The organism is Cupriavidus sp. 96C5-1, from assembly GCF_057798855.1.
Genome location: NZ_JBYOJU010000002.1, coordinates 442,691 through 466,635 on the forward strand (window position 1 = coordinate 442,691; position 23,945 = coordinate 466,635).

Here is a 23,945-nt window from a genome sequence, read left to right on the forward strand (position 1 = left end):
CGTGCCGACACGTTGCCTGCGAGCATGCGCGCGCCGCGCCTTGGGAATCTCGCGATGCCAGTGCAGGCACTCCCGCGACAGGCTCAGGTGCCATTGGACAACGCTTGCATTCGTTTGCCTGAAAACAAGAATTATCCTATTCCGCGATCGCTTGATTCTGGCGAAGATGTGCTGGTGCGCGTGCTGTCCGCAATCCTGCGGCGGATGCATCGTCGTGTGCCCCACGGAGCCGGACGATCGGAAGGGCTTTACAGCCGGTATTGGCGCCGCCTCGGCTCGGATTCCACCGGGAACCGTCCTCGCCTCTGATCCCGGAATCGCAGCAATGGCCATTCCCGGCCCGACGACAGGGCCGTCGGCACGGCGCATGGGAGCGCGCAGGCCGCGGTCCGATTCCGATGGCAGTTGCACGGAGTGGAGCGCCGCGTGGGGTGCGGTCGATAGGGCGTCGATTCGATAATGCACAGATTCGTTGAGCGGAGGGCATAGTCGTGCCAATCAGAGTTCTCCTTGCGGATGACCATTCCACGTCGCTGGCAAGGATGCGCCGGGTGTTGGCGCTGATGGACAATGTCGAGATCGTTGACGTACCCAGGCGTTCCACCGAATTGATGGAATTGCTGGGCCGAAACAAAATCGATGTCCTGCTTTGCGCCTTTCACCTGGCTGGTAGGCAGCCTGGAGATGGCATCGCATTGCTGGACCGTCTGCATGGTGTCTGTCCACACGTGCGCGTTGTCTTCATCACGACGTTCTGCAGCCCGCTTGTCCTGCGCGCCATGATTGTCTCGGGCGCCCATGGCTTGCTGATGAGAGGCGACTCGGACCTGGATATCGCAAGCGCCGTTCAAGCCGTCGCGCGGGGGCGCTTGTATATCGCGGCATCGGTGCGCCGCCTGATGTCGTATTCGCGGGCGGTGGACGAGCAGATCGACGCCTTTGCCAGCGATTGCATTTCGCCGCGAGAGACCGAGGTGCTCCGCCGCTATACGCGAGGCATGACGGTGGGCGAGATTGCCTCGGCGTTGGGCCGCAGCGTCAAGACCGTGAGCACGCAGCGTATTGCGGGCATGAAGAAGCTGGGCCTGGCAAACGACCGCGAACTGTATGAGTACGCGCTCGCATTCCGGTTCCTTCCCGCCAACGAGGATAGCGCCGTGATGGAGGAGGCCGATTCCAGGCAGGGATAGTGGCGCGGGCGGCCGAATGGATGGCTGAATGAGGCGGGCGCCAATGCATGGCGCCGACGTGGCCAAATATCCAGAATCGTCTGATATGAAAATAGACCGATCGCCCGCATTATTTAATAATGCATTTCCATCGACTTCGCGCAAGGCGCCGTGGCGTCAACATTTCGCCGCCGCGCGTAGCCGTCGTGATGCTATATCTTCTGGTTGTGGCGCTGCTGCTGTGTGCGGGCATGGTAGCCGTGCTGTACCTGCAGTCGGAGTTCGACAAGAGCATTTCAGCCTATCGGCGCCAAATGAATGCCGCGGCATATAACGCGCAGACATTTTTCGCACGACGGAGTTCGCTGCTGAAATCGCTGATCGATTCCATTTCCGAAGGCAAGGGGGAAGCGGTCCCGTTGCCATCGAGCGCGGCACACCGCATCGAAGGGATCCCGCTCGCGCTCGACAGGCAGCTGGGCAAGGGCTGGGCCCTGTACGTCACCGAACGGGACAGGGATGCAATCGCGCGGTCAGGCGCCCATCTGGTCTATTGGACGCCCGCGCAGTTCACCCAGGCCGGGCTGGAGAATGATCGCAGCGGAATCAGGGCGGCGATCTCGCGAGAGGTGACGGACACGTTGACGGCGCGCGATGCCCACGGGGATAACGCCGGGTCCGTTGTCTGGATCAGCGATGGCATGCATAACCGGCTTTATATGTTTGGCCGGGTCGATCCCGGCGAGAAGGCAGCCGGCTGGCTTGGGCTGGCGCTGGACAATGTCGAGCCGGGTCTGCTGCTTTCCAGTGCCGGTCTCGGCTATATGCTGCTGGACCGTCAGGACAACGTCGTTCTTGAAAGCCGGGAAGATGCCGAGCTAAGGCGGGATCTGGCGAGCTCGACGCGCGAGGATGCCTTTCTCCGGTACGGACCGGGCCCGATACCCCAGTACCTCACCCTCAGCAAGGCGGTGGGCGAGGATGGCTGGCGTATCGTGTATTTCATTCGCGCGAGCGCGTTGCTTAAAGCCGGCATGCCCGCCATCCAGCCGGCGCTGGGCATCTGCCTGTTGCTTGTCATCGGCATTGGTGCCGGCATCGTGTATGTCAACCGGCATCTGATGCTGCCCGCGCGGCGGCAGTTCAACCGCCTGATTGAAAGCGAAGCCTTCAGCCGCTCCATCATCGAGGCTGCCCCGGTAGCGCTGTGCGTGCTGCGCCGCCGCGATGGCAACGTGCCGCTGGCCAACGGACTTGCTCGAAGCTGGCTCGATCACGATGTGTCCTGGCGCGATGCCGCGCTCGCCACCGGCCGCTATCCGAGTGCTGGCAGGGAGCTGTCGCTGCATGATGGCCGCAGCGTCTACATATCGTTTGCTGCCGCGCGCTACCAGGGCGACGATGTGGTGATCTGTGCGTTCAATGACATCACGGCGCATAAGGAGATGGAAGCGGCCATGCAACTGGCCATACGACGCGCGGAAGCCGCCAACGAGGCCAAGACCGTCTTCCTGACTACCATGAGCCATGAAATTCGCACACCGCTTTATGGCATTCTGGGTACGCTGGAACTTCTCGCCCTGAGCACGACATCAGGGCAGCAGAGGGAGTATCTCAAGGCACTCGAAAGATCCTCGGCATCGCTATTGCAGGTGGTCGACAACACGCTCGACATCTCGAGAATCGAAGCGGGGAGCCTGATGCTCGAGCCGGCTGCTTTCTCGCCGCTCGAGCTGACGGAGGATGTGCTTTCCTCGTACGCCGCCCGTGCGGCGCGCAAGGGCCTGCTGATCTACGCCTGTATCGATGCGGACATTCCAGGGAGCGTCCTTGGCGACGCGGTTCGCGTGCGCCAGATCCTGAACAACCTCCTGAGCAACGCCATCAAGTTCACGCAGATGGGCCGGGTGGTGCTGCGCGCGCGGCTGTCGGCAAGGCGGCAGGACGGTGTCGAACTGATGTGGCAGGTGGCGGACACCGGCGTTGGCATCGCGGTTGCAAGCCAGGCGCATATTTTCGAGTCGTACTATCAGGCAAGCGGTAGCAGGCAGGCGACGGCAGGATCGGGACTGGGCCTTTCGATCTGCCATCGGCTCACCTATTTGATGGGGGGCGCTATCCAGGTTGTGAGCGAACCCGGCCTCGGAAGCCTTTTCTCGGTTACGCTGCCCCTTGCGCTGTCCATCGATACACCGGATCCGGCAGTACCCCGATTGCGGCCCGGCATGGTGCATGTGCGCTCGGATGTGAGGGAGTTTGCCACGCATCTGTGCGCCTGGCTTCGCCATTGGGGGGCTGTTGCGCAGCCATACTCCCCGACGCAGGGCGGCCAGCACAGGAGCGAGATATTGATAGACGCATTGCCCTCGGAGCGCAGCGAGGTTTTCTGGGCGGGGCTTCGGGTTCTGGCGACGCCGTTCGGGCCGGACCATCCGGAAAAGAGCGGGGGGACATGGCGGGTGAATGCATATAGCGTCAGGGCGATCGGTCTCGCAGTCCAGTTTGCGCAGGATGACGTCGCGCAGAGTGGCCGACCAGGCCCAGGCCCTTTCGACTCGCGTTGACGGCATTTGAGGTGAACGCGATGGCGCCGCTCGCTTGCGCGCCAGTCGCCGTGCAAGGCGTCGCAGCAGACAGTCCGGCCAGGCACATCGGGCGTCCTTACATCCGCACCCTCTCCACCAGGAAATCCAGCAATGTCCGCACCCGCGCCGGCAGATGGCGGCCCGGGCCGATGTACACCGCATGCACTTCTTCCAGGTCGCCTGGGTTGAACGCTTCCAGCACCGGCACCAGGCGTCCGGCGGCAATGTCCTCGCGCACCTGGAACAGGGCGATCCTTGCCAGGCCGAGCCCGCCGACGGCCAGGCGCCGCAACGCGTCGCCGTTGCTTGCGCAGGCGTTGCCGACGGGCGCCACCGCGGCGGGCTCGCCATCCACCAGTATCGGCCAGCCTTCGATGGCGCGCGCATAGCCTAGCTTCAGGCAGTTATGCCCGGCCAGGTCGGCCGGCACGCGAGGCGTGCCGCAACGCGCCAGGTAGGCCGGCGCGCCCACGATGACCATGCTGGTTTGGCCCAGCTTCCGCGCCACCAGCCGGGAATTCTTCAACGCTCCGGCGCGAATGGCCACATCGGTGCGTTCTTCCAGCAGGTCGATGACCTCGTCGGTCAGCACGAGATCCAGCTGGATATCCGGGTACCGCGCCAGGAATTCCGGCACCAGCGGCAACAGGAAGTGGTCGCCGAAGGGCACGTTGGCGTTGATGCGCACCCGGCCATGCGGCGCGGCGCTGGCGGCGGCGCCGCGCTCGGCGTCGTCCAGGTCTGCCAGCACGCGCACGGCGCGCTCGTGGAAGGCCCTGCCTTCGGCCGTCAGCTCGATGCGCCGGGTGGAGCGGTTGACCAGCCGCGCGCCCAGCCGCGTCTCCAGCCGGGCCACCAGCTTGCTGACAGCCGAAGGCGTCATGCGCAAGGCGCGCGCGGCGGCCGAGAAGCCGCCCTGTTCCACGACCCGTACAAAGACTTCCATCTCGCCTGAGCGATTGACGTCGAGCCGCGACATTGTGAATTCAATTCATAAATATTGTTCGTGCAGGCAGTCTACCGCATGAATCGGTGTATCCCCATACTTCCCTCCTGGCGGCGCACCCGGCATCGCCCGCGGCGGCTCTTCCGCCGCATCGCACGGAACCTGTCCTTCACGTCTCCCATGCCATTAGCCCTTTTTGCCCTCACCGCCGGTGCCTTCGGCATCGGCGTCACCGAATTCATCATCATGGGCCTGCTGCTCGAGGTCGGAACCGATCTCGGGGTCTCCATCGCGGCGGCCGGCCTGCTGATCTCCGGCTACGCGCTCGGCGTGGTGGCCGGTGCACCGCTCATGACGGCGCTCACCGCACGCTGGCCGCGCAAGACGGCGCTGCTGGTGCTGATGGTGATCTTCACCGTCGGCAACGTGGCCTGCGCGCTGGCACCGGACTACCACACGCTGATGGCCGCGCGGGTACTGACCGCGCTGGCGCACGGCACCTTCTTCGGCGTCGGCTCGGTGGTGGCCACTGGGCTGGTGCCGCCGCAGCGGCGCGCCTCGGCCATTGCCGTGATGTTCACCGGCCTGACCGTGGCCAGCGTGCTCGGCGTGCCATTCGGTACCTGGCTTGGCCAGGCCTACGGCTGGCGCGCCAGCTTTTGGGCGGTTGCCGCCGTGGGCCTGCTGGCGGTACTGGTGATTGCCGCGCTGGTACCTGCCGAGCGCGCGGCGCCGGAAGCCCCCGACCTGCGCCGCGACCTGCGCGCGCTGATGCGCCGGCCGGTGCTGCTGGGGCTGCTGACCACGGTGCTGGGCTATGCCGGCGTGTTCGCCGTCTTTACCTATATCGCGCCGATCCTGACGCAGATCACCGGGTTTGCCGACAGCGCGGTATCGCCCATCCTGCTGGTGTTCGGCGTCGGCCTGGTGGTGGGCAACCTGCTTGGCGGCCGGCTGGCGGACCGCCGCCTGCAGGCCACCGTGCTGGGCAGCCTGGCGGCGCTGGCGGTGGTGCTGGGCCTGATGACCTTTGCGTTGCATAGCAGGGTGCTGGCGGTGATCTTCGTCGGCCTGCTTGGCGTGGCCGCCTTTGCCACCGTGGCGCCGCTGCAGATGTGGGTGCTGGAGCGTGCCCGGGGGGCCGGGCAGAGCCTGGCGTCCAGCTTCAATATCGCGGCCTTCAACCTGGGCAACGCCATCGGTGCCTGGCTGGGCGGGGCGGTTATTACCCGGGGCCCGGGGCTGGGCGCGGTGACCTGGGTTGCCGCGCTGGTGCCGGTAGCGGCCCTGGCGGTGGCGTGGCTGGCCATCCGTCTCGAAGGCAGTACCCACGGCGGGCAGGCGGGCGGCAGCTCGGGCCTGTCTTCGCAGCCGCTGCACTGATGCGCGGCTCCGCCGAACCATTTTTCATGCTTCTTCTTTCATCTTCATCGAGAGCCAATCATGTCCGCAAGCCAATATCTGCAGCGCCTGCTGCCCACCGTCGCCCTGACCGCACTGTCGCTGACCGCCGCCGCGCCGGCCGCCGGAGCGGGGCCCGCGGGCGCCTCGCAGGACCAGCGCGCGGCCATGGCTGGCGACGCCGCCGGCAACTGGGTGGGCAGCTGGAGCGCCAGCCCGCAACCGGTCTGGGGGCCTGACTTCATCTTCCCCACTAATATCCCGGTCAGCGTCGAGCGCCGGACCATCCGCCAGGTGGTCCGTCTCAGCCTGGGAGGTGACAAGGTACGGGTGGAGTTATCCAACACCTACGGCGCCGAGCCGCTGCATATCGGTGAAGCGCGCGTTGCGCTCGCGTCGGCGAAGGCGGAGAGCCAGGGGCAGACCGTGCCCGGCACCGATCGCCCCCTGCGCTTCGGCGGCCAGCCGGAGATCACCATACCGCCGGGCGCAGCGGTGCTTAGCGATGCCGTCGAGTTGCCGGTGCCGCCGCTGGCCAGCCTGGCCGTCAGCCTGTTCCTGCCCGGTCCGGCGCGGCTCGAGACGTTTCACTGGGAAGGCCGCCGCACGGCTTATATCGCGGCGGGCAACGCCACGGCTTCCACGCACCTGGCCGAACCCGCCATCACGCCTGCCCGCATCGTGCTGAGCCATATCCTGGTCGATGCCGCGGCGCCGGCCAGGGCCGTGGTGGCGCTGGGCGATTCGATCACCGACGGCGCCGGCGCGACGCCGGAAACCGACCGCCGCTGGCCGGACTTTCTCGCCCAGCGGCTCGCGCCCGCCAACGTGGCGGTGCTCAACGCCGGCATCTCCGGCGCGCGGGTGCTGCGCGACCGCATGGGCGTCAATGCGCTGGCCCGCTTCGAGCGCGACGTGCTGGCCCAGCCGGGGGTGGCGGCGGTGATCCTGCTGATGGGCATCAACGACATCAGCTGGCCAGGCACGCTGTTTGCGCCGGAGGAACCCGCCATGCAGGCGCAGGCGCTGATTGCAGGCTATCGCCAGCTGATCGCGCGCGCCCATAGCCGGGGTGTGCGCATCGTCGGCGCGACCTTGCCGCCGTTCGAAGGCGCGCTGGAGGGGACGCCGCTGGACAACTACTACAACACGGACAAGGAAGCGCTGCGCCAGCAGGTCAATGCCTGGATACGCACCAGCGGCGCCTTCGATGCGGTGGTGGATTTCGATGCGCTGCTGCGCGATCCCGCGCATCCCGCGCGGCTGCTGCCGGCCTATGACTCGGGCGACCACCTGCACCCGGGAGATCGCGGCTATCGGGCGATGGCCGAGGCGATCGACCTGGAGGCCTTGCTGTAGGCCGGTGCGTTGCGGCTGCGCAGGCGGTAGCGTATGCTGGCGGCTGCCTGCCGGCGCCACGGAACAAGTCTTCACGCCGGCCGCCGTACTCATCATCACGCCAACATGATCACCTGCTACCTGCGCTATATCGTCGACGCCACCAAGCTGAAGGAGTTCGAGCATTACGGCAAGCTGTGGATTCCCCTCGTGGAGAAATTCGGCGGCCAGCATCATGGCTACTTCCTGCCGTCCGAAGGGGCCAACAACGTCGCCCTTGCCATGTTCTCCTTCCCGAGCCTCGCCGCCTACGAGACCTATCGCCAGCAGTCGTTCAATGACCCGGCGTGCCAGGCGGCATTCCGCTATGCGGAGGAGACACGCTGCATCGTCAGCTACGAGCGCAGCTTTTTCCGGCCGGTGTTCGGGTAGCAGGGCGGGCGGCTGGCCAGTGGCTCAGTGCCGCCGGCGCGGTCACCGCCCCATCGCCTGGCCGATCAGCTTACCCAGCAGCTTCACCCCTTCCTCGATCCGCTCGTCCGCAATGGCCGTGTATCCCATGCGGAAATGGGGCGAGGGCGCGTCGGTGGCGAAGAACACGTCGCCTGGCTCGATGATGACGCCGTGCGTGAGCGCGATCGCCGCGAGCTTGCGGGCGTCGAGCCCGGGCGGGCCTTCGACCCAGAACGAGGAGGCCCCCGGCGAGTTGTGCGCGCGCGCCTGCGGCAGGTGGCGCGCCAGCATTTCGCGCAGGATTCCCGCGCGGCGCTGGAAGATGGGCGCTACGCGCCGCAGCAGGGCGTCGTGGTGGCCCAGCGAGATAAACAGCGCGGTGGCGCGCTGGTTGTTGGCGGGCGGGTGGCGCAGCATGAAGCGGCGCAGCGCGCGCGCCTGCCGGATCACCGCGGCGGGGGCGACGATATAGCCCAGCCGGATGCCGGGCACGAAGGATTTGGACAGGCTGCCCACATAGATGACGCGGCCGTCGCGGTCCAGGCTCTTGAGCGCGGGGATGGGCTGGGTCAGCGCGGGGTTCTCGGTGTCGTAGTCGTCCTCGATCAGTACCACATCGTGACGGCGCGCTTCCAGCAGCAGGGTCTCGCGCCGCTCCAGCGGCATGGTGACGGTGGTGGGGCACTGGTAGCTGGGGGTGATGAAGGCGTAGTCGCATTGCGCCAGCCCGGCGTCCGGGCACAAGCCGGATTCGTCCACCGCCAGCGGAATCACCTCGCGCGCGCGCATGCCGAAGATATGGCGGGCGTCGTTATAGCCAGGCTCTTCCAGCCCGACCCGCGTGCCTTGCATCAACAGGTCGGCCAGCAGGTAGAGCGCGTGCTGCGCGCCCATGGTGACCATGATCTCGTCGGGGTTGGCCCACACGCCCCGGCGCGGCAGGATGTGTTTTTGCAATTGCTCGATCAGCAGCGGATCGTCGCGGTCGATCAGGTCCGAGGCCCAGCCGCGGATCTCCAGCACCGCCAGCGCCATGCGCGAGCATTCGCGCCAGTCGGCGGTGGGAAACAGCGCGGGATCGAACTGGCCGTAGATGAAGGGGTAGGGGTAATTCTGCCACTCGCTGGGTTTGACGATGGCGCGCTTGCCGGTCATGTCGGGCAGGCGCGCGGCCCAGTCGGGAGCGGCTTCCGGCCCCGATCCGGCATCGGCCGCGGGTGTTGCCTGCGGGGGCGCCGGCACAGGACTGGCCGCGCTGGGCAACTGCGCCACGACGAAATAGCCGCGCCGCGGCCTGGTTTCCAGGAAGTGCTCCTCGACCAGTTGCTGGAACGCCAGGATCACCGTATTGCGGGCGATGCCCAGCGTGGCCGCCAGATCCCGGCTGGAGGGCAGGGCGCTGCCTTCCGGCAATTGCCGGGCGAGGATGGCCGATACCAGTTGCTGGCGCAACTGTGCCTGCAGGCTGACGCCGGCATCGGGGGACAGTTGCAGCAACCGGTTCCAGAAAGTGTTCGCCTTGCCTAAGCTTGCCATGTCGCTCCGTTGCTGTGGCCGTCGCGCCGGCCCTGATGATCTGCGGCGGATGATGGGCGAAGCCGGCCGCCGGCGAAATGCGACTCGGCCGCAGGCCGGCGCCGGGCTTCCCGGCGATCCGCGGGCGGGTCCTTCAGCGGCCGAGAATCCATCCCGCCAGGCTTTGCAGGTCGTCCTTCGACAATCCTGCATAGGGGGGCATCGGCACCTGGCCCCACTTGCCGGCGCCGCCGGCGCGGATGTTCTGCTCCACCAGTGCCGCGGCGCCTGGCTGGTTCGCGTATTTTGCCGCCACGTCCTTGAAGGCCGGGCCCACTACCTTCTTTTCGACCGCATGGCAGGCGGTGCAGCCATTGGCCGTGAGCAGGGCCTGGGGATCGTGGCTGCCCGTGGCCGCAGCGGCAGCCGGTGCCGGCGCATTGCCTTGCACCGCGCCTCTGTCCGCATAAGCCGTGCGCTCCGCCCCGTAGGTCCTGGTCAGGTAGTCGACCATGGCCGGGATGTCTTCATCGGGGAAGGGCGCGCCAAAGGGCTTCTTCATCTTCCTGACCGTGGCGTCCCAGTAGCCGCGCGGCGACGAAGGCGGCTGCGTCAGCACGTATTGTGCCGAGTGGCAGGTCATGCAGTTTTGCCGCACCAGCTGGTAGCCGGGCAGTTCGCTCGGCGTATAGCGCGCGGTCTCGGGCGGCAGCGTGATTTCCAGCGCGTGCACGGCCGGCGCGCCGGCGAGCGCGGCCAGGGCGAGGGACCAGGCGCGAAAAGGGATCTGTCTGGTGGTATGCATGGCTGTCTCCTTCATGCCGCCACCACGCGCGTGGTTTCCACCACGTTGCGCATGTAGCCGGCCGGGTTCCACAGCGCGGTGAGGGGCTGGCTCTGGCCGATACGGTTGCTGGCGCGTACCTTCAGCTCGTACTCGCCCTTCTTCGGCGGCGTGAACGCGGCCGTCCACTCGCGGAAGGAGTAGCGGCCCAGGTCCTTGCCGAGCTGCGTGGCGCGCCAGGTGCGGCCGCCGTCCACGGACAAGGCCACTTCGTCGATGCCATAGCCGCCGTCGAAGGCGATACCCCGCAGCACGGTCTGGCGGCCGGCGTGCAGCCTGGCGCCATCTTCCACGCTGGTGATGAAGGAGCGCACGTTGAAGCGGTTGATCGGCACCGTGCGCGCGGGCGCGGAGCCCGGTGCCACGCAGGCGCAGGCGTTGTCGGGGATGCGGTAGGCGGCGGTCATCCAGAAGCCGTCGAACGGCTTGTCGAGCACCTGGATGTCGGAGAGGTGCTTGACCCAGTAGGTGCCATAGTGTCCAGGCACGATCAGGCGCAGCGGGTAGCCGTTCAGCATGGGCAGGTCCGCGCCGTTCATGGCCCAGGCCAGCATCACCTCGCCGTCGCGCGCCTGGTCGATGGACAAGGCCTTGACGAAGTCCGGGCTGCCTTCCAGCGGCGGGTGATCCAGGCCGTCGAAACTCACCTGCAGCGCGCCGGCCTGTACCCCGGCTTTGTCCAGCAGCGCTTTCAGGGGCACGCCGGTCCAGCGCGCATTGCCCATGGCGCCGTTGCCCAGCTGTCCGCCGTTGGCGCGTGGGGCAAAGAAGCCCCGGCTGTTGCCCGAGCACTGGTTGACCGCCACCAGGTCCACCGGGCCGGCCAGCCGCCGGATCTCGTCGAGCGAGAGTTCCAGCGGCGTATTGACCTTGCCGCCCACGCGCAGCCGGTAGGTCTGCGGATCGATGCTGGTGGGGATGCCGCTCCAGTGATAGCGCACGAAGAAGGCGTCGTTGGGCGTGATCAGGCCATCGTTGAACACCCTGAAGGGCGTTTCCAGCTGCGGCGGCCGGCTGGTCAGCAGGATCAGCGGTCGCTTTTGCGGGAAGGCTACCAGTTCTCGCTCGCCGTTTTCGAAGGGGAGTTCGATGCGATCGGCGGCGATGGCCGCCAGCGCATCGAGCGCCGGGTGGGCCAGCGCCGCGCCGGCGCCGATCGCGCCGAGCGCCCGCAGCGCGCCGCGGCGGCCCGGTTGGGGTGATACGGGATCATGGTCTCGGGCCATGCCGGCCTCCTCGTCTTTTGTGGGTACAGCGGTATCGGGCGGCACCGCCCCGGTCCGACTTCAGATCACTTCGTCCTTCATGTGATACCAACGGTACAGGAACCACTGCCCAAAGCGGCGGAACGGCGCGAACGCCTGCGCTTCCACCATCTCGCGCACGTTCGGGAACGGCAGCGCCGAACGGAATATCGGCAACTCCGGCCCGGCGCTCTTGCCCGCGATCAGCGCCGCCATGCGCTTGCCGGCCTGGGCGGAATACATCACGCCATTGCCGCCATAGCCCATCGCGTAGTAAATGGTCTGGGCCGGGTCCGGCTGGAAGATGCGCGGCATCATGTCGTGGCTCACATCGACCCAGCCCCACCAAGAATAGTCGATCTGGATGCCTTCCAGCGCCGGGAACTTGCGGTGCAGGTCGCCAACGAGCTTGTCCTTGTATTTATGCTGCGGCGCATCGTTGCCGGTGATGGCGCTGCGGCTGCCGATCTGCAGGCGGCCGTCCGGCATCAGCCGGTAGTAGTGCCGCAGGATGCGCGTGTCGGTGATGACCTGCGTCGTGCGGAAGTTGCATGCCTCGCGCTCGGCGGGCGTCAGCGGCCGGGTGACGATGGAGTTCGACAGGATGGGGAACAGCCGGTTCTTCAGTTGCGCATGCAGGCTCGGCGACGTGTAGCCGCCGGTGGCCACGCCCACCGCGCGGGCACGCACGATGCCGCCCGGCGTCTTGAGATAGTGCACGCCGCCGCGCGTTTCCCAGCTCAGCACCGGGCTGGAGGGATGCACCCTGGCGCCCAGCGCGCGTGCCTTGCGCAGGTAGCCGAAGGCCAGCTTGCCGGCATGGATGCCGATGCCTTCGGGCTCGTGCATGGCGCCCGCGGCTTCCTTGTCGTCGACGTATTCGCGCTTGACGGTGTCGGCATCGAGGATGCGCGCGTCGTACCCGAACACCTCGCGCAGCACCTTGGCTTCCTTCTCCAGCCCCGGCATGACCTTGGCCCGGTGGGCGATGTACAGATGGCCGCCCGGCTGCGGATCGCAGTCGATGTCCTTGATCAGGCCCTTGAAGGTCTGCATGCCGTCGCAGACTTCCTCGTGCAGCCGCAGCGCGGTATCCAGGCCGTAGCGCTGGATCCATTGCGAGCGCTTGAGCCGGCCCGAGGCGCACTGCGCCTGGCCGCCGTTGCGCGTGCTGCAGCCCCAGCTCACGCGGTTGGCTTCCAGCACGGTGGCTTTGATGCCGTGCTCCTGGGCCAGGAAGATCGCGCAGGTCAGGCCGGTGAAACCGGAGCCGATGATGGCCACGTCCACGTCGATATCGTGCGTGATCGGACCGTCGTCCGGCGGCGGCTCGCCGGCGGTGCCGATCCAGTAGGTGGGGGCGTACTCGCGGCCCTGGCCGGGCGTGGGCGCGACCAGGGGGTCGTAGGCCGGGTCGTACGGCTTCGAAGGCGCGGTGGCGCGGCCTTCGGGCAGGATCAGTCTGGCGGCGGTGGCATCCATTTCAGTCTTCCTCTTGTACCCGTGATGGGGAATGGATTCAGCTGCCGGCGCGCGTTGCCGTGGCGTTCGCGGCGACGGGCGGACGGTCCTTGCGGTAGGCGTTCTTCACCGCGATCTTGCCGTCGCGGAAGGTGAATACATCCACCATGCGCGCCTCGATGCGCGTGCCGTCGGCCTTGGTGCCGCGGAAGGTCGATTCGCTCACGCCGCGCTCGCCGGCCACGAAATGCTCGCCGTCGAGCCATGCCGCATCCGGGAATGCCTGCCATGCCAGCTGGAAGCCCTCGCGTACCGCGTCGCGGCCCTTGAAGCTGCGGCCGAACAGCTCGCTGCCGGCCACCGCATGGAACACGCAATCGTCCGCCATGAAGCCCATCAGCGCTTCGATATCGTGGCGGTTCCAGGCGTCGGCGAAGGCTTGCAGGGTTGCCGCGGTAACTTGGTGGGTGGTCATTCGAGTCTCCTTGATGTCGTTGATCGCATCGTTGATCGCTTGCGTGCCGCACGGACCGATGCGGCTTATGACTGCAGCATAGAGAGGTGGCGCGCAATGCTGTAGGGCCAGATCCCGTAAATCGTTTGGGCCAGCGTGCCGGGCAGGCGCGGGCCTGCCGAGGCGGAAAGGGTGCGCCGCGGCTGGCGATGTTTTTCTTTTGAGGGGAATCCGCGATGGCATGCGTCGCGGAAGGTGGATCGGGCCAGGGGGCCCGTCAGCCGGTCAGTCGGCGCGGCGTATCTCGGGCATCCGCGCAGCGCCGGTGTGCTTGCGGCATTGCTGGCGCACGGCAAAGGCCAGCAGCAGGATGCCCAGGCTGGCGATGCCGAGCAGCAGCGGGGTCCGCTGGTCGGGGATAAAGGCCATGGCCACGACGATCCCGGCCATGCCGGCGATGGCGAGATAGGTCAGGTAGGGGAAGGCCCACATCCGCACCTTGAGCCGCTGCGGCGCTTCGCGTTCCAGGCGCGTGCGCAGGCGCAGCTGCGAGAGCGCGATCAGGATGTAGACGAAGATGGCGACCGTGCCATACGAGTTGACCAGGAAGGCGAACACCTTGTCCGGCGACACATAGGACATCACCACCGCGCCGTAGCCGAACAGCGTGGCGAACAGGATGGCCCTGACCGGCACGCCATTGCAGCTCAGCCTGGCCAGGGACTTGGGCGCATCGCCGCGCTTGGTCAGCGCAAACAGCATGCGCGACGAAGCGTAGAGCCCTGAGTTCAGCGCCGACAGCACCGCGGTCAGCACCACCGCGTTCATGATCTGCGCCGCTGCCGGAATGCCCATGGCCTTGAGCGCGCTCACATAGGGCGTGGCGATGCCTGCCGAATTCCACGGTACCAGGCACACCACCAGCAGCACGGAGCCCACGTAGAACACCAGCACGCGGGTGATGACCGAACTGGTGGCCTTGGCTACCGCCTTCTGCGGTTCCGCGGTTTCCGCCGCGGCGATGGTGACGATCTCGGCACCGAAGTAGAAGCCCGTTGCCGCTACCGCGCCGGTCAGCACCGGCATGATCCCGTTCGGCGCGAAGCCGCCATGCACGGTCAGGTGGGCCACGCTGGCGGTGGCGCCCGGCCACATGCCGAGCACGAACAGGCCCGCCAGGAACAGGAACACCACGATGGCGGCCACCTTGATCGAGGCAAACCAGAACTCGAATTCGCCGAACGACTTCACCGAGATCAGGTTGGTCAGCGTCAGCATCACCAGCAGCACCAGGCTGATGCTCCAGGCTGGCACGTCGGGCAGCCAGAACTGCACCAGGCTGGCCCCGGCCACGGCCTCCAGCGCGACCACGATCACCCAGAAATACCAGTACATCCATCCGGTCAGGAAGCCGGCCAGCTCACCCATGGCCGGGCGGTCGCTCCAGGCCTCGCGGGCATATTCGTAGAAGGAGCCCACGGTGGGCAGCGCGCACGCCATCTCGCCCAGCATGCGCATTACCAGCACCACCAGCAGGCCGGTAATCAGGAAGGAAATCACCGCCGCCGGTCCGGCGGACTTGATGACGACGCCGCTGCCGACGAAAAGGCCGGCGCCGATCACACCGCCCAGCGCGATCATGGTCATGTGGCGCTGCTTCAGCCCGTGCTTCAGGCCGCTTGACTGCTGCTCATCGTGAATCACTTTGCTTGTCTCCTGCATTACCCAGGGTCATGCGCCGCGGTTTTTATAGTAGGTCGGCGATGGGCTCGCCGCCGGAATCCGCGGTCGTTGCGGGGAGGCGGCGCATAGGATACGCGCCGCCTGCGCCGCGAAGGTCGGATCATCGCTTGCCCGGGCGCGATGCGGTATCCGGGCAAGCGATGATCGCGCGCTTGGTGGCTTGGCTGCTTGCGGCCTCGCTCAGCCGCTCAGACGAAGTCCTTGTACTTGTCGAGCATGCGGACCGGTTTGGCGAGGGCGTCGCGGCGGAAGGGGTCGCCGAGCTCGCGGGTGCACATGATCTCGATGATGGTGGTCTTGCCGTGGTTCATCTGCAGGTCGATGGCGCGCTTGAGCGCGGGGCCGACGTCCTCCAGCCTGTCGACCACGATGCCTTCGGCGCCCATGGCGCGGGCGATCTCGGCAAAGCTCTGGTTGTCGAGCTCGCCGGCGACGAAGCGGCGGTTGTAGAAGTCGACCTGGTTCTTCTTCTCGGCGCCCCACTGGCGGTTGTGGAAGACCACGGCGGTGACGGGGATGTTGTGGCGCACGCAGGTCATGGTCTCCATCAGGCTCATGCCCCAGGCGCCGTCGCCGGCGTAGGACACGGCGGGGCGGTGGGGTGCGGCGACCTTGGCGCCGATGATGGCGGGGAAGGCATAGCCGCAGTTGCCCCAGCTCATGGCGGCGAAGAAGCTGCGGGGCTGGTTGAAGCGCAGGTAGCTGTTGGCGACCGAGTTGATGTTGCCGATGTCGGTGGACACCATCACGTCGTCCGGCATGGCCTTCTCCAGTTCGCGCAGCACCTGGCGCGGGTGCAGGTAGTGGCCGCCACCCGGCGTGCGCTCGTGCTTCTGCTCCTCGATCATGTCGAGGCTGTAGGGGTCGCGCTCGTGGGTCCACTCGTCGAGTTCCTTCTCCCAGGCGGCCTTCTCGGCGGCGATCTGGCCGGCGCGGTCCTCGCGCGAGGCGTCGCAGGCCAGGGTGCGGCCGGCCAGGCGCTCGGTCAGCGCCATGGCGGCGGCCTTGGCGTCGCCGCAGATGCCGACCGAGATCTTCTTGACCAGGCCGAGCATCTTGTGGTCGGCATCGATCTGGATGATCCTGGCGTGCTTGGGCCAGTAGTCCATGCCGTGCTGGGGCAGGGTGCCGAAGGGTCCGAGGCGCGAGCCGAGGGCGATGACGACATCGGCGCGGGCGAGCAGCTTCATGGCGGCCTTGGAGCCCTGGTAGCCGAGGGGGCCGCACCACAGCGGGTGGCTGGCGGGGAAGGAGTCGTTGTGCAGGTAGCTGTTGACGACGGGGGCGCCGAGGCGTTCGGCGAGGGCCTGGCATTGCGCGATGGCATCGGCCATGACCACGCCACCGCCGGAGATGATGACGGGGAATTTAGCGTGGGCGAGCAGTTCGGCGGCTTCGTTCAGGCGCTGGTCGCCGCCGGGGCCGCGGTCCAGGCGCTGAGGCTGCGGGATGTCGGCCTTGATCTGTCCGTAGAAGTAGTCGCGCGGGATATTGAGCTGGGTGGGACCCATCTCGGCCATGGCGCGGTCGAAGCAGCGGCCGGTGAATTCGGCCATGCGGGCCGGGTGGGTGACATGGCCCTGGTACTTGGTGAATTCCTGGAACATGGGGAGCTGCCTGGCTTCCTGGAAGCCGCCGAGGCCGATGCCCATGGTGCCGGCCTCTGGGGTGACGATGACCACGGGGCTGTGGGCCCAGTAGGCGGCGGCGATGGCGGTGACGCAGTTGCTGATGCCGGGGCCGTTCTGTCCGATGACCACGCCGTGGCGGCCGGAGACGCGGGCGTAGCCGTCTGCCATGTGGCCGGCGCCCTGCTCGTGGACCACGGGGATGAGGCGGATGCCGGCGGGGGCGAAGATGTCCATGGCGTCCATGAAGGCGGAGCCCATGATGCCGAACATGTCGGTGACGCCGTTGGCGGCGAGGGTCTCGACGAAGGCTTCCGAGGGGGTCATGGCCTGCGGGCCGGCGGCGGCGGGGGCGCTAGCGCCGAGGGATTCGGGGAGGTGTTCGCTCATGGTGGTCAGTCTCCAGTTTTAGGTGCCAAAGCGGAACAAGGTGTTCCGAAAAAATTTAATTGATTGGAATGTAGAGTGGGGGTGCAAGATGGTCAATAGGGTAAACCAATAAATCGGAATGATTTGTCTCTAAAATAGAAACTGAACTATGATGGGTCAGACTGCGGCAGGCTGCACACGCCGCGCGCCCATTGCGCGCCGCCGCCGGACAGGTGCAGAGGAGACAGAAAATGAACGATATCGTGACTGGCAAGCCCGACAGAATGGTCGCGGTACGCAGCCTGTTCGGCATCGATTCCGGCTTGACGGTGCCGGCGTTCAGCGAGCGCGACGACCATGTGCCGGACATCGACGAGGCCTACCGCTTCAATCCGGAAGTGACGCTGGCGATCCTGGCAGGCTTCACCCGGGACCGGCGCGTGATGGTGCAGGGCCTGCACGGCACGGGAAAATCGACCCATATCGAACAGGTGGCGGCCCGTCTCAACTGGCCGTGCGTGCGCGTGAACCTGGACGGACATATCAGCCGGCTGGACCTGGTGGGCAAGGACGCCATCGTGGTGCGGGATGGCCGGCAGGTGACCGAATTCCAGGAGGGCATCGTGCCGTGGGCGCTGCAGCGCCCGGTGGCGCTGATCTTCGACGAATATGACGCGGGCCGCCCCGATGTGATGTTCGTGATCCAGCGCATGCTGGAGCGCGACGGCAAGTTCACGCTGCTCGACCAGAACCGCGTGATCCATCCGCATCCCGCCTTCCGCATGTTCGCCACCACCAACACCGTGGGGCTGGGCAACCTGAACGGCATGTATCACGGCACCCAGATGCTGAACCATGCGCAGATGGACCGCTGGAATGTGGTCGCGACGCTCAACTACCTGCCGCGCGCGGAAGAAGCCGGCATTGTGCTGGCCCGTGTGCCGGAACTGGCCGACGAGGCCGGCCGCGCGCTGGTCGAGTCGATGGTGAGCGTGGCCGAACTGACGCGCAAGGGCTTTGCCACGGGCGACCTCTCCACGCTGATGTCGCCGCGCACGGTGATCAGCTGGGCCGAGAACTGCCAGATCTTCCGCGATCCGGCGCTGGCGTTCCGGCTGAGTTTCCTCAACAAATGCGATGACGCCGAGCGGCCGGTGGTGGGGGAGTATTTCCAGCGCTGCTTTGGCAGGGAGCTGGAGGCCGCGTCCGGCGACGCGCCGCAGGTGCACCGATGAGCGCGCCGATGACTGCGCAACGGCAGGCCGCCCGCCGCCGCCAGCAGCGTGAGTCCCTGTGCGCGGCGGCGGTGCGCGCCCTCACTGGCGACGCCGCGTTGCACTATCGCGATGGCCGCCTGTGCCACGGACCGCTGCCGCTGCCGCTGCATGCGCCGCATCTGCGTACCGATCCGCTCGCCGACGGCTTTTCCGCCCAGCGCGGCGCGGCGGACGGTTCGGCCTTGCGGCTGGTGCATTCCGATGCCGACCTGCACCGCCGGATGTGCCCGGCGGATCCGGTCGCGCGCCTGGTGTTCGAACTGCTCGAGCAACTGCGCTGCGAATCGCTGCTGCCCGCCGGCATGCCGGGCCTGGCGCGGAACCTGCGGCACCGCTTCGAGGGCTGGTCCCGGGCTTTTCATCGTGCGGGCCTGGCGGAGAGCCAGCTGGGCATCCTGCTCTACACGGTGGCGCAGATAGTGTGGTCGCGCCTGTCCGGCTGGCCGGTGCTGGAAGACACCGAGGACCTGATCGAGGCGACCCGCGCGGCCATCGTGCCGGTGCTCGGCGGGCCGCTGGCCGGCTTGCGCCGGCAGCGCGGGGACCAGGCTGCGTTCGCCGGGCATGCGCTGGAGATGGCCCGGCTGGTGAGCGCGATGATCGATTCCACCGGCGCGCGGCGCACGCCGGACGACACGCAGGATCCGGAGGACGATGAAGCCGTGCGCGTGGCGTTTTCGCTGGCGCTCGGCTTCGAGGACGATGAGCATGAGGCGATGGCCGCGGCGGACAGCGGCAACAGCCACGTGCTGCGCGCCGCTGCCGGCGGCTACCGCGCCTACACCACGCGCTACGACCGCGAGATACTGCCGGGGTCGCTGGTCCGCAAGGCGTTGCTGGCAGCGTATCGCGAACGCCTGGACCGGCGCATTGCCGGCAGCGGCATCAACGTGGCCCGGCTGGCGCGCGGGTTGTCGGCGGTGCTCGCCGTGCCGCGGCGCGACGGCTGGTCCTTCGGCGAAGAACACGGCCGCATCGACGGGCGGCGCCTGGCGCAGCTGGTCAGCTCCCCGGCCGAGCGGCGGCTGTTCCGCCTGGAGCGGCAGCAACTGCAGGCGGACTGCGCGGTGAGCCTGCTGATCGACTGCTCGGGTTCGATGAAAGCGCATATCGAGCCGGTCGCCATGATGGTGGACACGCTTGCGCGCGCGCTCGACCAGGCCGGCGTGGCCAGCGAGGTGCTGGGTTTCACCACCGGCGCCTGGAACGGCGGCCGCGCCCGGCTCGACTGGCTGGCGCGGGGCCGCCCCGCGCATCCCGGCCGGCTCAACGAAGCCTGCCACATGGTGTTCAAGGATGCAGGCAGAAGCTGGCGCCGTGCCCGCGCCGACATCGCCGCGCTGTTCAAGGCGGACCTGTTCCGCGAAGGGGTGGACGGCGAGGCGGTGGAGTGGGCCTGCGCGCGCCTGCTTGCCCGTGCCGAGGCGCGGCGGATACTGGTGGTGATTTCCGACGGCAGCCCGATGGATACCGCCACGGGGCAGGCCAACGATGCCTGTTACCTGGACAACCACCTGAAGGACGTGGTGGCGCGGCACGAGGCGCTGCGCGATGTGGAGGTGATGGGCCTTGGCGTCGGGCTGGACCTCAGCGCTTACTATCGCCGCAGTCTCGCGCTGGATCTGTCGGAGCCGCTGGATATGCCGCGGTTCGCGGAGATCGTGCGGTGGATCGGCGGGCGGGGGTGAGCCGCTTGCCTTGTCTTGTCTTGTTTTGCTTGCCTCTCCCATGAGAAGGGAGAGGGAGTGACTGCCGTCGTCATGGCGGACGGCCTTGGCGCATCCTGGCGGCGGCGTCCGGTGCCTCAGGTCACACGCCAAAGTCCGAAACGCCTGATTTCCGCAGAGACTATCCTGCGAGCCTCAACAGCGCCGGCAACATCAGGTAGCCACCAATCGCCACCAGCACGCCGAAGGCCACGCGCCGCATGGCGACGGCAGAGACCGGCGGCGGAAACCGCCTGGCCGCAACCGTCGCCAGCGCCACCACGGGCACCGCCAGCGCGGCCTGCAGCCAGATATCCGCGCCAAGCTGCCCTTGCCACGCGCTGAACAGCGTGCGCGTGACCGAGGTCGCCGTAAACACCAGGATCAGCGCGCAGCGGATCTCCACCAGCGAGAGCGGCTGCCGGTAGAACTGGAAGATCAGCGGCGGTCCGGAGACGCCGAACATGCCGCTGAGCAGCCCGCCGAACACCCCGCTCACGAAGAAGCTGCGGTCGCCCGAACGACGGCGCAATGGCGCGGGGCGCAGCGCGGCGCTCAGGCCGCCGTACAGCACCACCGCGCCCAGCAGCAATTGCAGCATGCCGGACGTCGCGCTGCCAAGGTAATCGAGCAGTAGCACGCCTGCCACCACCGATGGCAGGATGCCTAGCGTGGCCGCGCCTACAGCGCGCCAGTCGACGTGATGCAGCTTGCCCGGCAGCGCCACCGCGCTGTTGGCCAGCGTGACCAGGCTGACCACCATGGCGACGCTGGCCACGGGCGCCAGGTCCAGCCCGCTGGCGGCGCCCATCACGATCATGCCGAGGCCGAAGCCCGTCACCGTCTGAAAATAGCTTGCCGCGCCCATCAGCGCGAGCAGCGGCAGCAGGTGGTCCATGCTCATGGCAGGTGCGCCGCCTCGGGGGTTGCCGCCTGGTCCGGCCCCGCCGTGGCGGCCTGCGCTTGTACCGCCGTTACCGCGATCACGTAGTACACGTCGTCGGCGCTGCAGCCGCGCGAGAGATCGTTGGCCGGCTTCTGCAGCCCTTGCAGCAGGGGGCCGATGGCCTTGGCGCCCCCTACGCGCTCGGCCAGCTTGTAGCCGATATTGCCGGCTTCCAGGCTGGGGAAGACCAGCACGTTGGCGCGGCCTTCCACGCGGGAGTGCTCGATCTTCTTCATGGCGATCTCGGCGACGATGGCCGCATCGAGCTGCACGTCGCCGTCGATCGCCAGCGCGGGGCGTTGCTGCCGTACCCGGCGCGTGGCTTCCACCACCTTGTCGACCGCCGCGTGGCGGGCGCTGCCGCTGGTGGAGAAGGACAGCATGGCCACGCGCGGCCGATCCATCAGCAGGTTCTGCGCGCTGTCGGCCGCCGCCATCGCGATTTCGGCCAGCTCGCCGGCATCGGGATCCACCACCAGCCCGCAATCGGAAAAGATCAGTCCGCCCTTCAGCGCGTGGAACGGCTCGCACAGCATCATCAGGAAGAAGCTCGACACCAGCTTGAACGCCGGATGGATGCCAATGACCTGGATGGCGGTGCGCACCACATCGGCGGTAGTATGCACCGCGCCGGCCACCGAGCCGTCCGCATGGCCGAGGCATACCATCAGGTTGGCGAAAGCCAGGGGCTTGAGCACTTCGCGCTTCGCGTCTTCCAGCGTCATGCCTTTCCTGGCGCGCAGGGCGAACAGTTTCTGCGCAAGGGACGGCGTGAGCGCGGAGCTTGCCGGGTCGAGCACGTCCATGCCGGCCAGGTCGATGTTCTCGCCGGCCGCAGCCTGGCGGATGCGTGCCGCGTCGCCGACCAGCACGATGCGGGCTATCCCTTCGCGGGTGGCGCGTTGCGCCGCCTGCAGGATGCGCGGGTCCTCTGCCTCGCACAGGACGATGCGCCGGGGCGCCGCGCGGGCGCGCTCGATAATGCGGTTGATCGCTTTCATGATGGGGTTCGCTCGGAATGGAAAATGGCCGGAAGCAGCGGGCGCCGCTTCCGGCCAAACGCCCGCTGGATCACTGGCTCAGACGAAGTCCTTGTACTTGTCGAGCATGCGGACCGGTTTGGCGAGGGCGTCGCGGCGGAAGGGGTCGCCGAGCTCGCGGGTGCACATGATCTCGATGATGGTGGTCTTGCCGTGGTTCATCTGCAGGTCGATGGCGCGCTTGAGCGCGGGGCCGACGTCCTCCAGCCTGTCGACCACGATGCCTTCGGCGCCCATGGCGCGGGCGATCTCGGCAAAGCTCTGGTTGTCGAGCTCGCCGGCGACGAAGCGGCGGTTGTAGAAGTCGACCTGGTTCTTCTTCTCGGCGCCCCACTGGCGGTTGTGGAAGACCACGGCGGTGACGGGGATGTTGTGGCGCACGCAGGTCATGGTCTCCATCAGGCTCATGCCCCAGGCGCCGTCGCCGGCGTAGGACACGGCGGGGCGGTGGGGTGCGGCGACCTTGGCGCCGATGATGGCGGGGAAGGCATAGCCGCAGTTGCCCCAGCTCATGGCGGCGAAGAAGCTGCGGGGCTGGTTGAAGCGCAGGTAGCTGTTGGCGACCGAGTTGATGTTGCCGATGTCGGTGGACACCATCACGTCGTCCGGCATGGCCTTCTCCAGTTCGCGCAGCACCTGGCGCGGGTGCAGGTAGTGGCCGCCACCCGGCGTGCGCTCGTGCTTCTGCTCCTCGATCATGTCGAGGCTGTAGGGGTCGCGCTCGTGGGTCCACTCGTCGAGTTCCTTCTCCCAGGCGGCCTTCTCGGCGGCGATCTGGCCGGCGCGGTCCTCGCGCGAGGCGTCGCAGGCCAGGGTGCGGCCGGCCAGGCGCTCGGTCAGCGCCATGGCGGCGGCCTTGGCGTCGCCGCAGATGCCGACCGAGATCTTCTTGACCAGGCCGAGCATCTTGTGGTCGGCATCGATCTGGATGATCCTGGCGTGCTTGGGCCAGTAGTCCATGCCGTGCTGGGGCAGGGTGCCGAAGGGTCCGAGGCGCGAGCCGAGGGCGATGACGACATCGGCGCGGGCGAGCAGCTTCATGGCGGCCTTGGAGCCCTGGTAGCCGAGGGGGCCGCACCACAGCGGGTGGCTGGCGGGGAAGGAGTCGTTGTGCAGGTAGCTGTTGACGACGGGGGCGCCGAGGCGTTCGGCGAGGGCCTGGCATTGCGCGATGGCATCGGCCATGACCACGCCACCGCCGGAGATGATGACGGGGAATTTAGCGTGGGCGAGCAGTTCGGCGGCTTCGTTCAGGCGCTGGTCGCCGCCGGGGCCGCGGTCCAGGCGCTGAGGCTGCGGGATGTCGGCCTTGATCTGTCCGTAGAAGTAGTCGCGCGGGATATTGAGCTGGGTGGGACCCATCTCGGCCATGGCGCGGTCGAAGCAGCGGCCGGTGAATTCGGCCATGCGGGCCGGGTGGGTGACATGGCCCTGGTACTTGGTGAATTCCTGGAACATGGGGAGCTGCCTGGCTTCCTGGAAGCCGCCGAGGCCGATGCCCATGGTGCCGGCCTCTGGGGTGACGATGACCACGGGGCTGTGGGCCCAGTAGGCGGCGGCGATGGCGGTGACGCAGTTGCTGATGCCGGGGCCGTTCTGTCCGATGACCACGCCGTGGCGGCCGGAGACGCGGGCGTAGCCGTCTGCCATGTGGCCGGCGCCCTGCTCGTGGACCACGGGGATGAGGCGGATGCCGGCGGGGGCGAAGATGTCCATGGCGTCCATGAAGGCGGAGCCCATGATGCCGAACATGTCGGTGACGCCGTTGGCGGCGAGGGTCTCGACGAAGGCTTCCGAGGGGGTCATGGCCTGCGGGCCGGCGGCGG

Annotated in this window: 18 protein-coding genes; 7 read left to right on the forward strand and 11 right to left on the reverse strand. The window is 67.5% G+C overall.

The genetic code is table 11. From position 1 onward, the window contains the following. Positions 1-491: 491 nt before the first annotated feature. Both AC3FOF_RS04540 and AC3FOF_RS04545 read left to right on the forward strand, forming a co-directional pair. Positions 492-1,190, forward strand: coding sequence for a LuxR C-terminal-related transcriptional regulator (locus AC3FOF_RS04540; RefSeq protein ID WP_488725893.1), 699 nt, complete (start codon positions 492-494; stop codon positions 1,188-1,190). Positions 1,191-1,378: 188 nt separating this feature from the next. Next, positions 1,379-3,733, forward strand: coding sequence for an ATP-binding protein (locus AC3FOF_RS04545; RefSeq protein WP_488725894.1), 2,355 nt, complete (start codon positions 1,379-1,381; stop codon positions 3,731-3,733). Positions 3,734-3,830: 97 nt separating this feature from the next. Here AC3FOF_RS04545 and AC3FOF_RS04550 read toward each other — a convergent pair whose 3' ends face one another. Then, positions 3,831-4,733 (reverse strand): LysR family transcriptional regulator, encoded by a 903-nt coding sequence (locus tag AC3FOF_RS04550; protein WP_488725895.1) that lies wholly within the window; start codon positions 4,731-4,733, stop codon positions 3,831-3,833. A gap of 147 nt (positions 4,734-4,880) precedes the next feature. Between AC3FOF_RS04550 and AC3FOF_RS04555 the strand changes: the two genes are divergently transcribed. The 3 genes from AC3FOF_RS04555 (at position 4,881) to AC3FOF_RS04565 (ending at position 7,871) form a co-directional block, all read left to right on the forward strand. Then, complete coding sequence (locus AC3FOF_RS04555) at positions 4,881-6,083, forward strand: MFS transporter (RefSeq protein WP_276267590.1); 1,203 nt, start codon at positions 4,881-4,883, stop codon at positions 6,081-6,083. Positions 6,084-6,143: 60 nt separating this feature from the next. Continuing rightward, positions 6,144-7,460 (forward strand): SGNH/GDSL hydrolase family protein, encoded by a 1,317-nt coding sequence (locus AC3FOF_RS04560; protein WP_488725896.1) that lies wholly within the window; start codon positions 6,144-6,146, stop codon positions 7,458-7,460. A gap of 105 nt (positions 7,461-7,565) precedes the next feature. Continuing rightward, positions 7,566-7,871, forward strand: a complete 306-nt coding sequence (locus AC3FOF_RS04565; RefSeq protein WP_017225381.1) for an NIPSNAP family protein — start codon at positions 7,566-7,568, stop codon at positions 7,869-7,871. A gap of 42 nt (positions 7,872-7,913) precedes the next feature. Here AC3FOF_RS04565 and pdxR read toward each other — a convergent pair whose 3' ends face one another. From pdxR to xsc (AC3FOF_RS04600), 7 genes are all read right to left on the reverse strand, one after another. Next, entirely contained in the window at positions 7,914-9,428 is a 1,515-nt protein-coding gene (gene pdxR / locus AC3FOF_RS04570; protein WP_488725897.1) for a MocR-like pyridoxine biosynthesis transcription factor PdxR, read from the reverse strand. A gap of 133 nt (positions 9,429-9,561) precedes the next feature. Continuing rightward, entirely contained in the window at positions 9,562-10,212 is a 651-nt protein-coding gene (gene sorB, locus AC3FOF_RS04575) for a SorB family sulfite dehydrogenase c-type cytochrome subunit (RefSeq protein ID WP_276267587.1), read from the reverse strand. Positions 10,213-10,223: 11 nt separating this feature from the next. Then, positions 10,224-11,477, reverse strand: a complete 1,254-nt coding sequence (sorA, locus tag AC3FOF_RS04580; protein ID WP_276267586.1) for a SorA family sulfite dehydrogenase catalytic subunit — start codon at positions 11,475-11,477, stop codon at positions 10,224-10,226. 60 nt (positions 11,478-11,537) lie between these two features. Next, positions 11,538-12,977, reverse strand: a complete 1,440-nt coding sequence (locus tag AC3FOF_RS04585) for an NAD(P)/FAD-dependent oxidoreductase (RefSeq protein WP_488725898.1) — start codon at positions 12,975-12,977, stop codon at positions 11,538-11,540. A gap of 37 nt (positions 12,978-13,014) precedes the next feature. Continuing rightward, positions 13,015-13,431 carry a nuclear transport factor 2 family protein gene (locus AC3FOF_RS04590; protein WP_017224017.1) on the reverse strand — a complete coding sequence of 139 codons (417 nt, stop codon included), beginning with the start codon at positions 13,429-13,431 and terminating at the stop codon, positions 13,015-13,017. Positions 13,432-13,695: 264 nt separating this feature from the next. Further along, entirely contained in the window at positions 13,696-15,057 is a 1,362-nt protein-coding gene (locus tag AC3FOF_RS04595; RefSeq protein ID WP_488725925.1) for an amino acid permease, read from the reverse strand. A gap of 284 nt (positions 15,058-15,341) precedes the next feature. Continuing rightward, a complete protein-coding gene (gene xsc / locus AC3FOF_RS04600) occupies positions 15,342-17,171 on the reverse strand; it encodes a sulfoacetaldehyde acetyltransferase (RefSeq protein ID WP_488725899.1) in 1,830 nt (609 codons plus the stop codon). Between the two features lie 230 nt (positions 17,172-17,401). Between xsc (AC3FOF_RS04600) and AC3FOF_RS04605 the strand changes: the two genes are divergently transcribed. Further along, positions 17,402-18,385 carry an AAA family ATPase gene (locus AC3FOF_RS04605; protein ID WP_488725900.1) on the forward strand — a complete coding sequence of 328 codons (984 nt, stop codon included), beginning with the start codon at positions 17,402-17,404 and terminating at the stop codon, positions 18,383-18,385. A gap of 8 nt (positions 18,386-18,393) precedes the next feature. Next, the gene (locus AC3FOF_RS04610; protein ID WP_488725901.1) at positions 18,394-20,115 is read left to right on the forward strand and encodes a cobaltochelatase CobT-related protein; all 1,722 of its coding nucleotides are present in this window, start codon (positions 18,394-18,396) and stop codon (positions 20,113-20,115) included. 160 nt (positions 20,116-20,275) lie between these two features. Here the strand turns inward: AC3FOF_RS04610 and AC3FOF_RS04615 are convergent, their stop codons facing one another. The 3 genes from AC3FOF_RS04615 to xsc (AC3FOF_RS04625) all read right to left on the reverse strand — a co-directional run. Further along, entirely contained in the window at positions 20,276-21,037 is a 762-nt protein-coding gene (locus AC3FOF_RS04615; protein WP_488725902.1) for a sulfite exporter TauE/SafE family protein, read from the reverse strand. Beyond that, positions 21,034-22,080: a phosphate acetyltransferase gene (gene pta / locus AC3FOF_RS04620; protein ID WP_488725903.1), complete on the reverse strand. Its 1,047-nt coding sequence runs from the start codon at positions 22,078-22,080 to the stop codon at positions 21,034-21,036. Before pta ends, AC3FOF_RS04615 begins: the two co-directional genes overlap by 4 nt. A gap of 78 nt (positions 22,081-22,158) precedes the next feature. Beyond that, the coding region (xsc, locus tag AC3FOF_RS04625; RefSeq protein WP_488725904.1) for a sulfoacetaldehyde acetyltransferase at positions 22,159-23,945 on the reverse strand (1,787 nt) is incomplete at its 5' end.

What these genes read in the sequence shown, in the direction of transcription:
- xsc (WP_488725899.1), bottom strand. Translation starts at nt 17,171, where the DNA reads ATGAGCGAACACCTCCCCGAATCCCTCGGCGCTAGCGCCCCCGCCGCC.
- sorB (WP_276267587.1), bottom strand. Translation starts at nt 10,212, where the DNA reads ATGCATACCACCAGACAGATCCCTTTTCGCGCCTGGTCCCTCGCCCTG.
- sorA (WP_276267586.1), bottom strand. Translation starts at nt 11,477, where the DNA reads ATGGCCCGAGACCATGATCCCGTATCACCCCAACCGGGCCGCCGCGGC.
- AC3FOF_RS04605 (WP_488725900.1), top strand. Translation starts at nt 17,402, where the DNA reads ATGAACGATATCGTGACTGGCAAGCCCGACAGAATGGTCGCGGTACGC.
- AC3FOF_RS04545 (WP_488725894.1), top strand. Translation starts at nt 1,379, where the DNA reads ATGCTATATCTTCTGGTTGTGGCGCTGCTGCTGTGTGCGGGCATGGTA.
- AC3FOF_RS04590 (WP_017224017.1), bottom strand. Translation starts at nt 13,431, where the DNA reads ATGACCACCCACCAAGTTACCGCGGCAACCCTGCAAGCCTTCGCCGAC.
- AC3FOF_RS04595 (WP_488725925.1), bottom strand. Translation starts at nt 15,057, where the DNA reads ATGACCATGATCGCGCTGGGCGGTGTGATCGGCGCCGGCCTTTTCGTC.
- pdxR (WP_488725897.1), bottom strand. Translation starts at nt 9,428, where the DNA reads ATGGCAAGCTTAGGCAAGGCGAACACTTTCTGGAACCGGTTGCTGCAA.
- pta (WP_488725903.1), bottom strand. Translation starts at nt 22,080, where the DNA reads ATGAAAGCGATCAACCGCATTATCGAGCGCGCCCGCGCGGCGCCCCGG.
- AC3FOF_RS04610 (WP_488725901.1), top strand. Translation starts at nt 18,394, where the DNA reads ATGACTGCGCAACGGCAGGCCGCCCGCCGCCGCCAGCAGCGTGAGTCC.
- AC3FOF_RS04550 (WP_488725895.1), bottom strand. Translation starts at nt 4,733, where the DNA reads ATGTCGCGGCTCGACGTCAATCGCTCAGGCGAGATGGAAGTCTTTGTA.
- AC3FOF_RS04615 (WP_488725902.1), bottom strand. Translation starts at nt 21,037, where the DNA reads ATGAGCATGGACCACCTGCTGCCGCTGCTCGCGCTGATGGGCGCGGCA.
- AC3FOF_RS04560 (WP_488725896.1), top strand. Translation starts at nt 6,144, where the DNA reads ATGTCCGCAAGCCAATATCTGCAGCGCCTGCTGCCCACCGTCGCCCTG.
- AC3FOF_RS04585 (WP_488725898.1), bottom strand. Translation starts at nt 12,977, where the DNA reads ATGGATGCCACCGCCGCCAGACTGATCCTGCCCGAAGGCCGCGCCACC.
- AC3FOF_RS04565 (WP_017225381.1), top strand. Translation starts at nt 7,566, where the DNA reads ATGATCACCTGCTACCTGCGCTATATCGTCGACGCCACCAAGCTGAAG.
- AC3FOF_RS04555 (WP_276267590.1), top strand. Translation starts at nt 4,881, where the DNA reads ATGCCATTAGCCCTTTTTGCCCTCACCGCCGGTGCCTTCGGCATCGGC.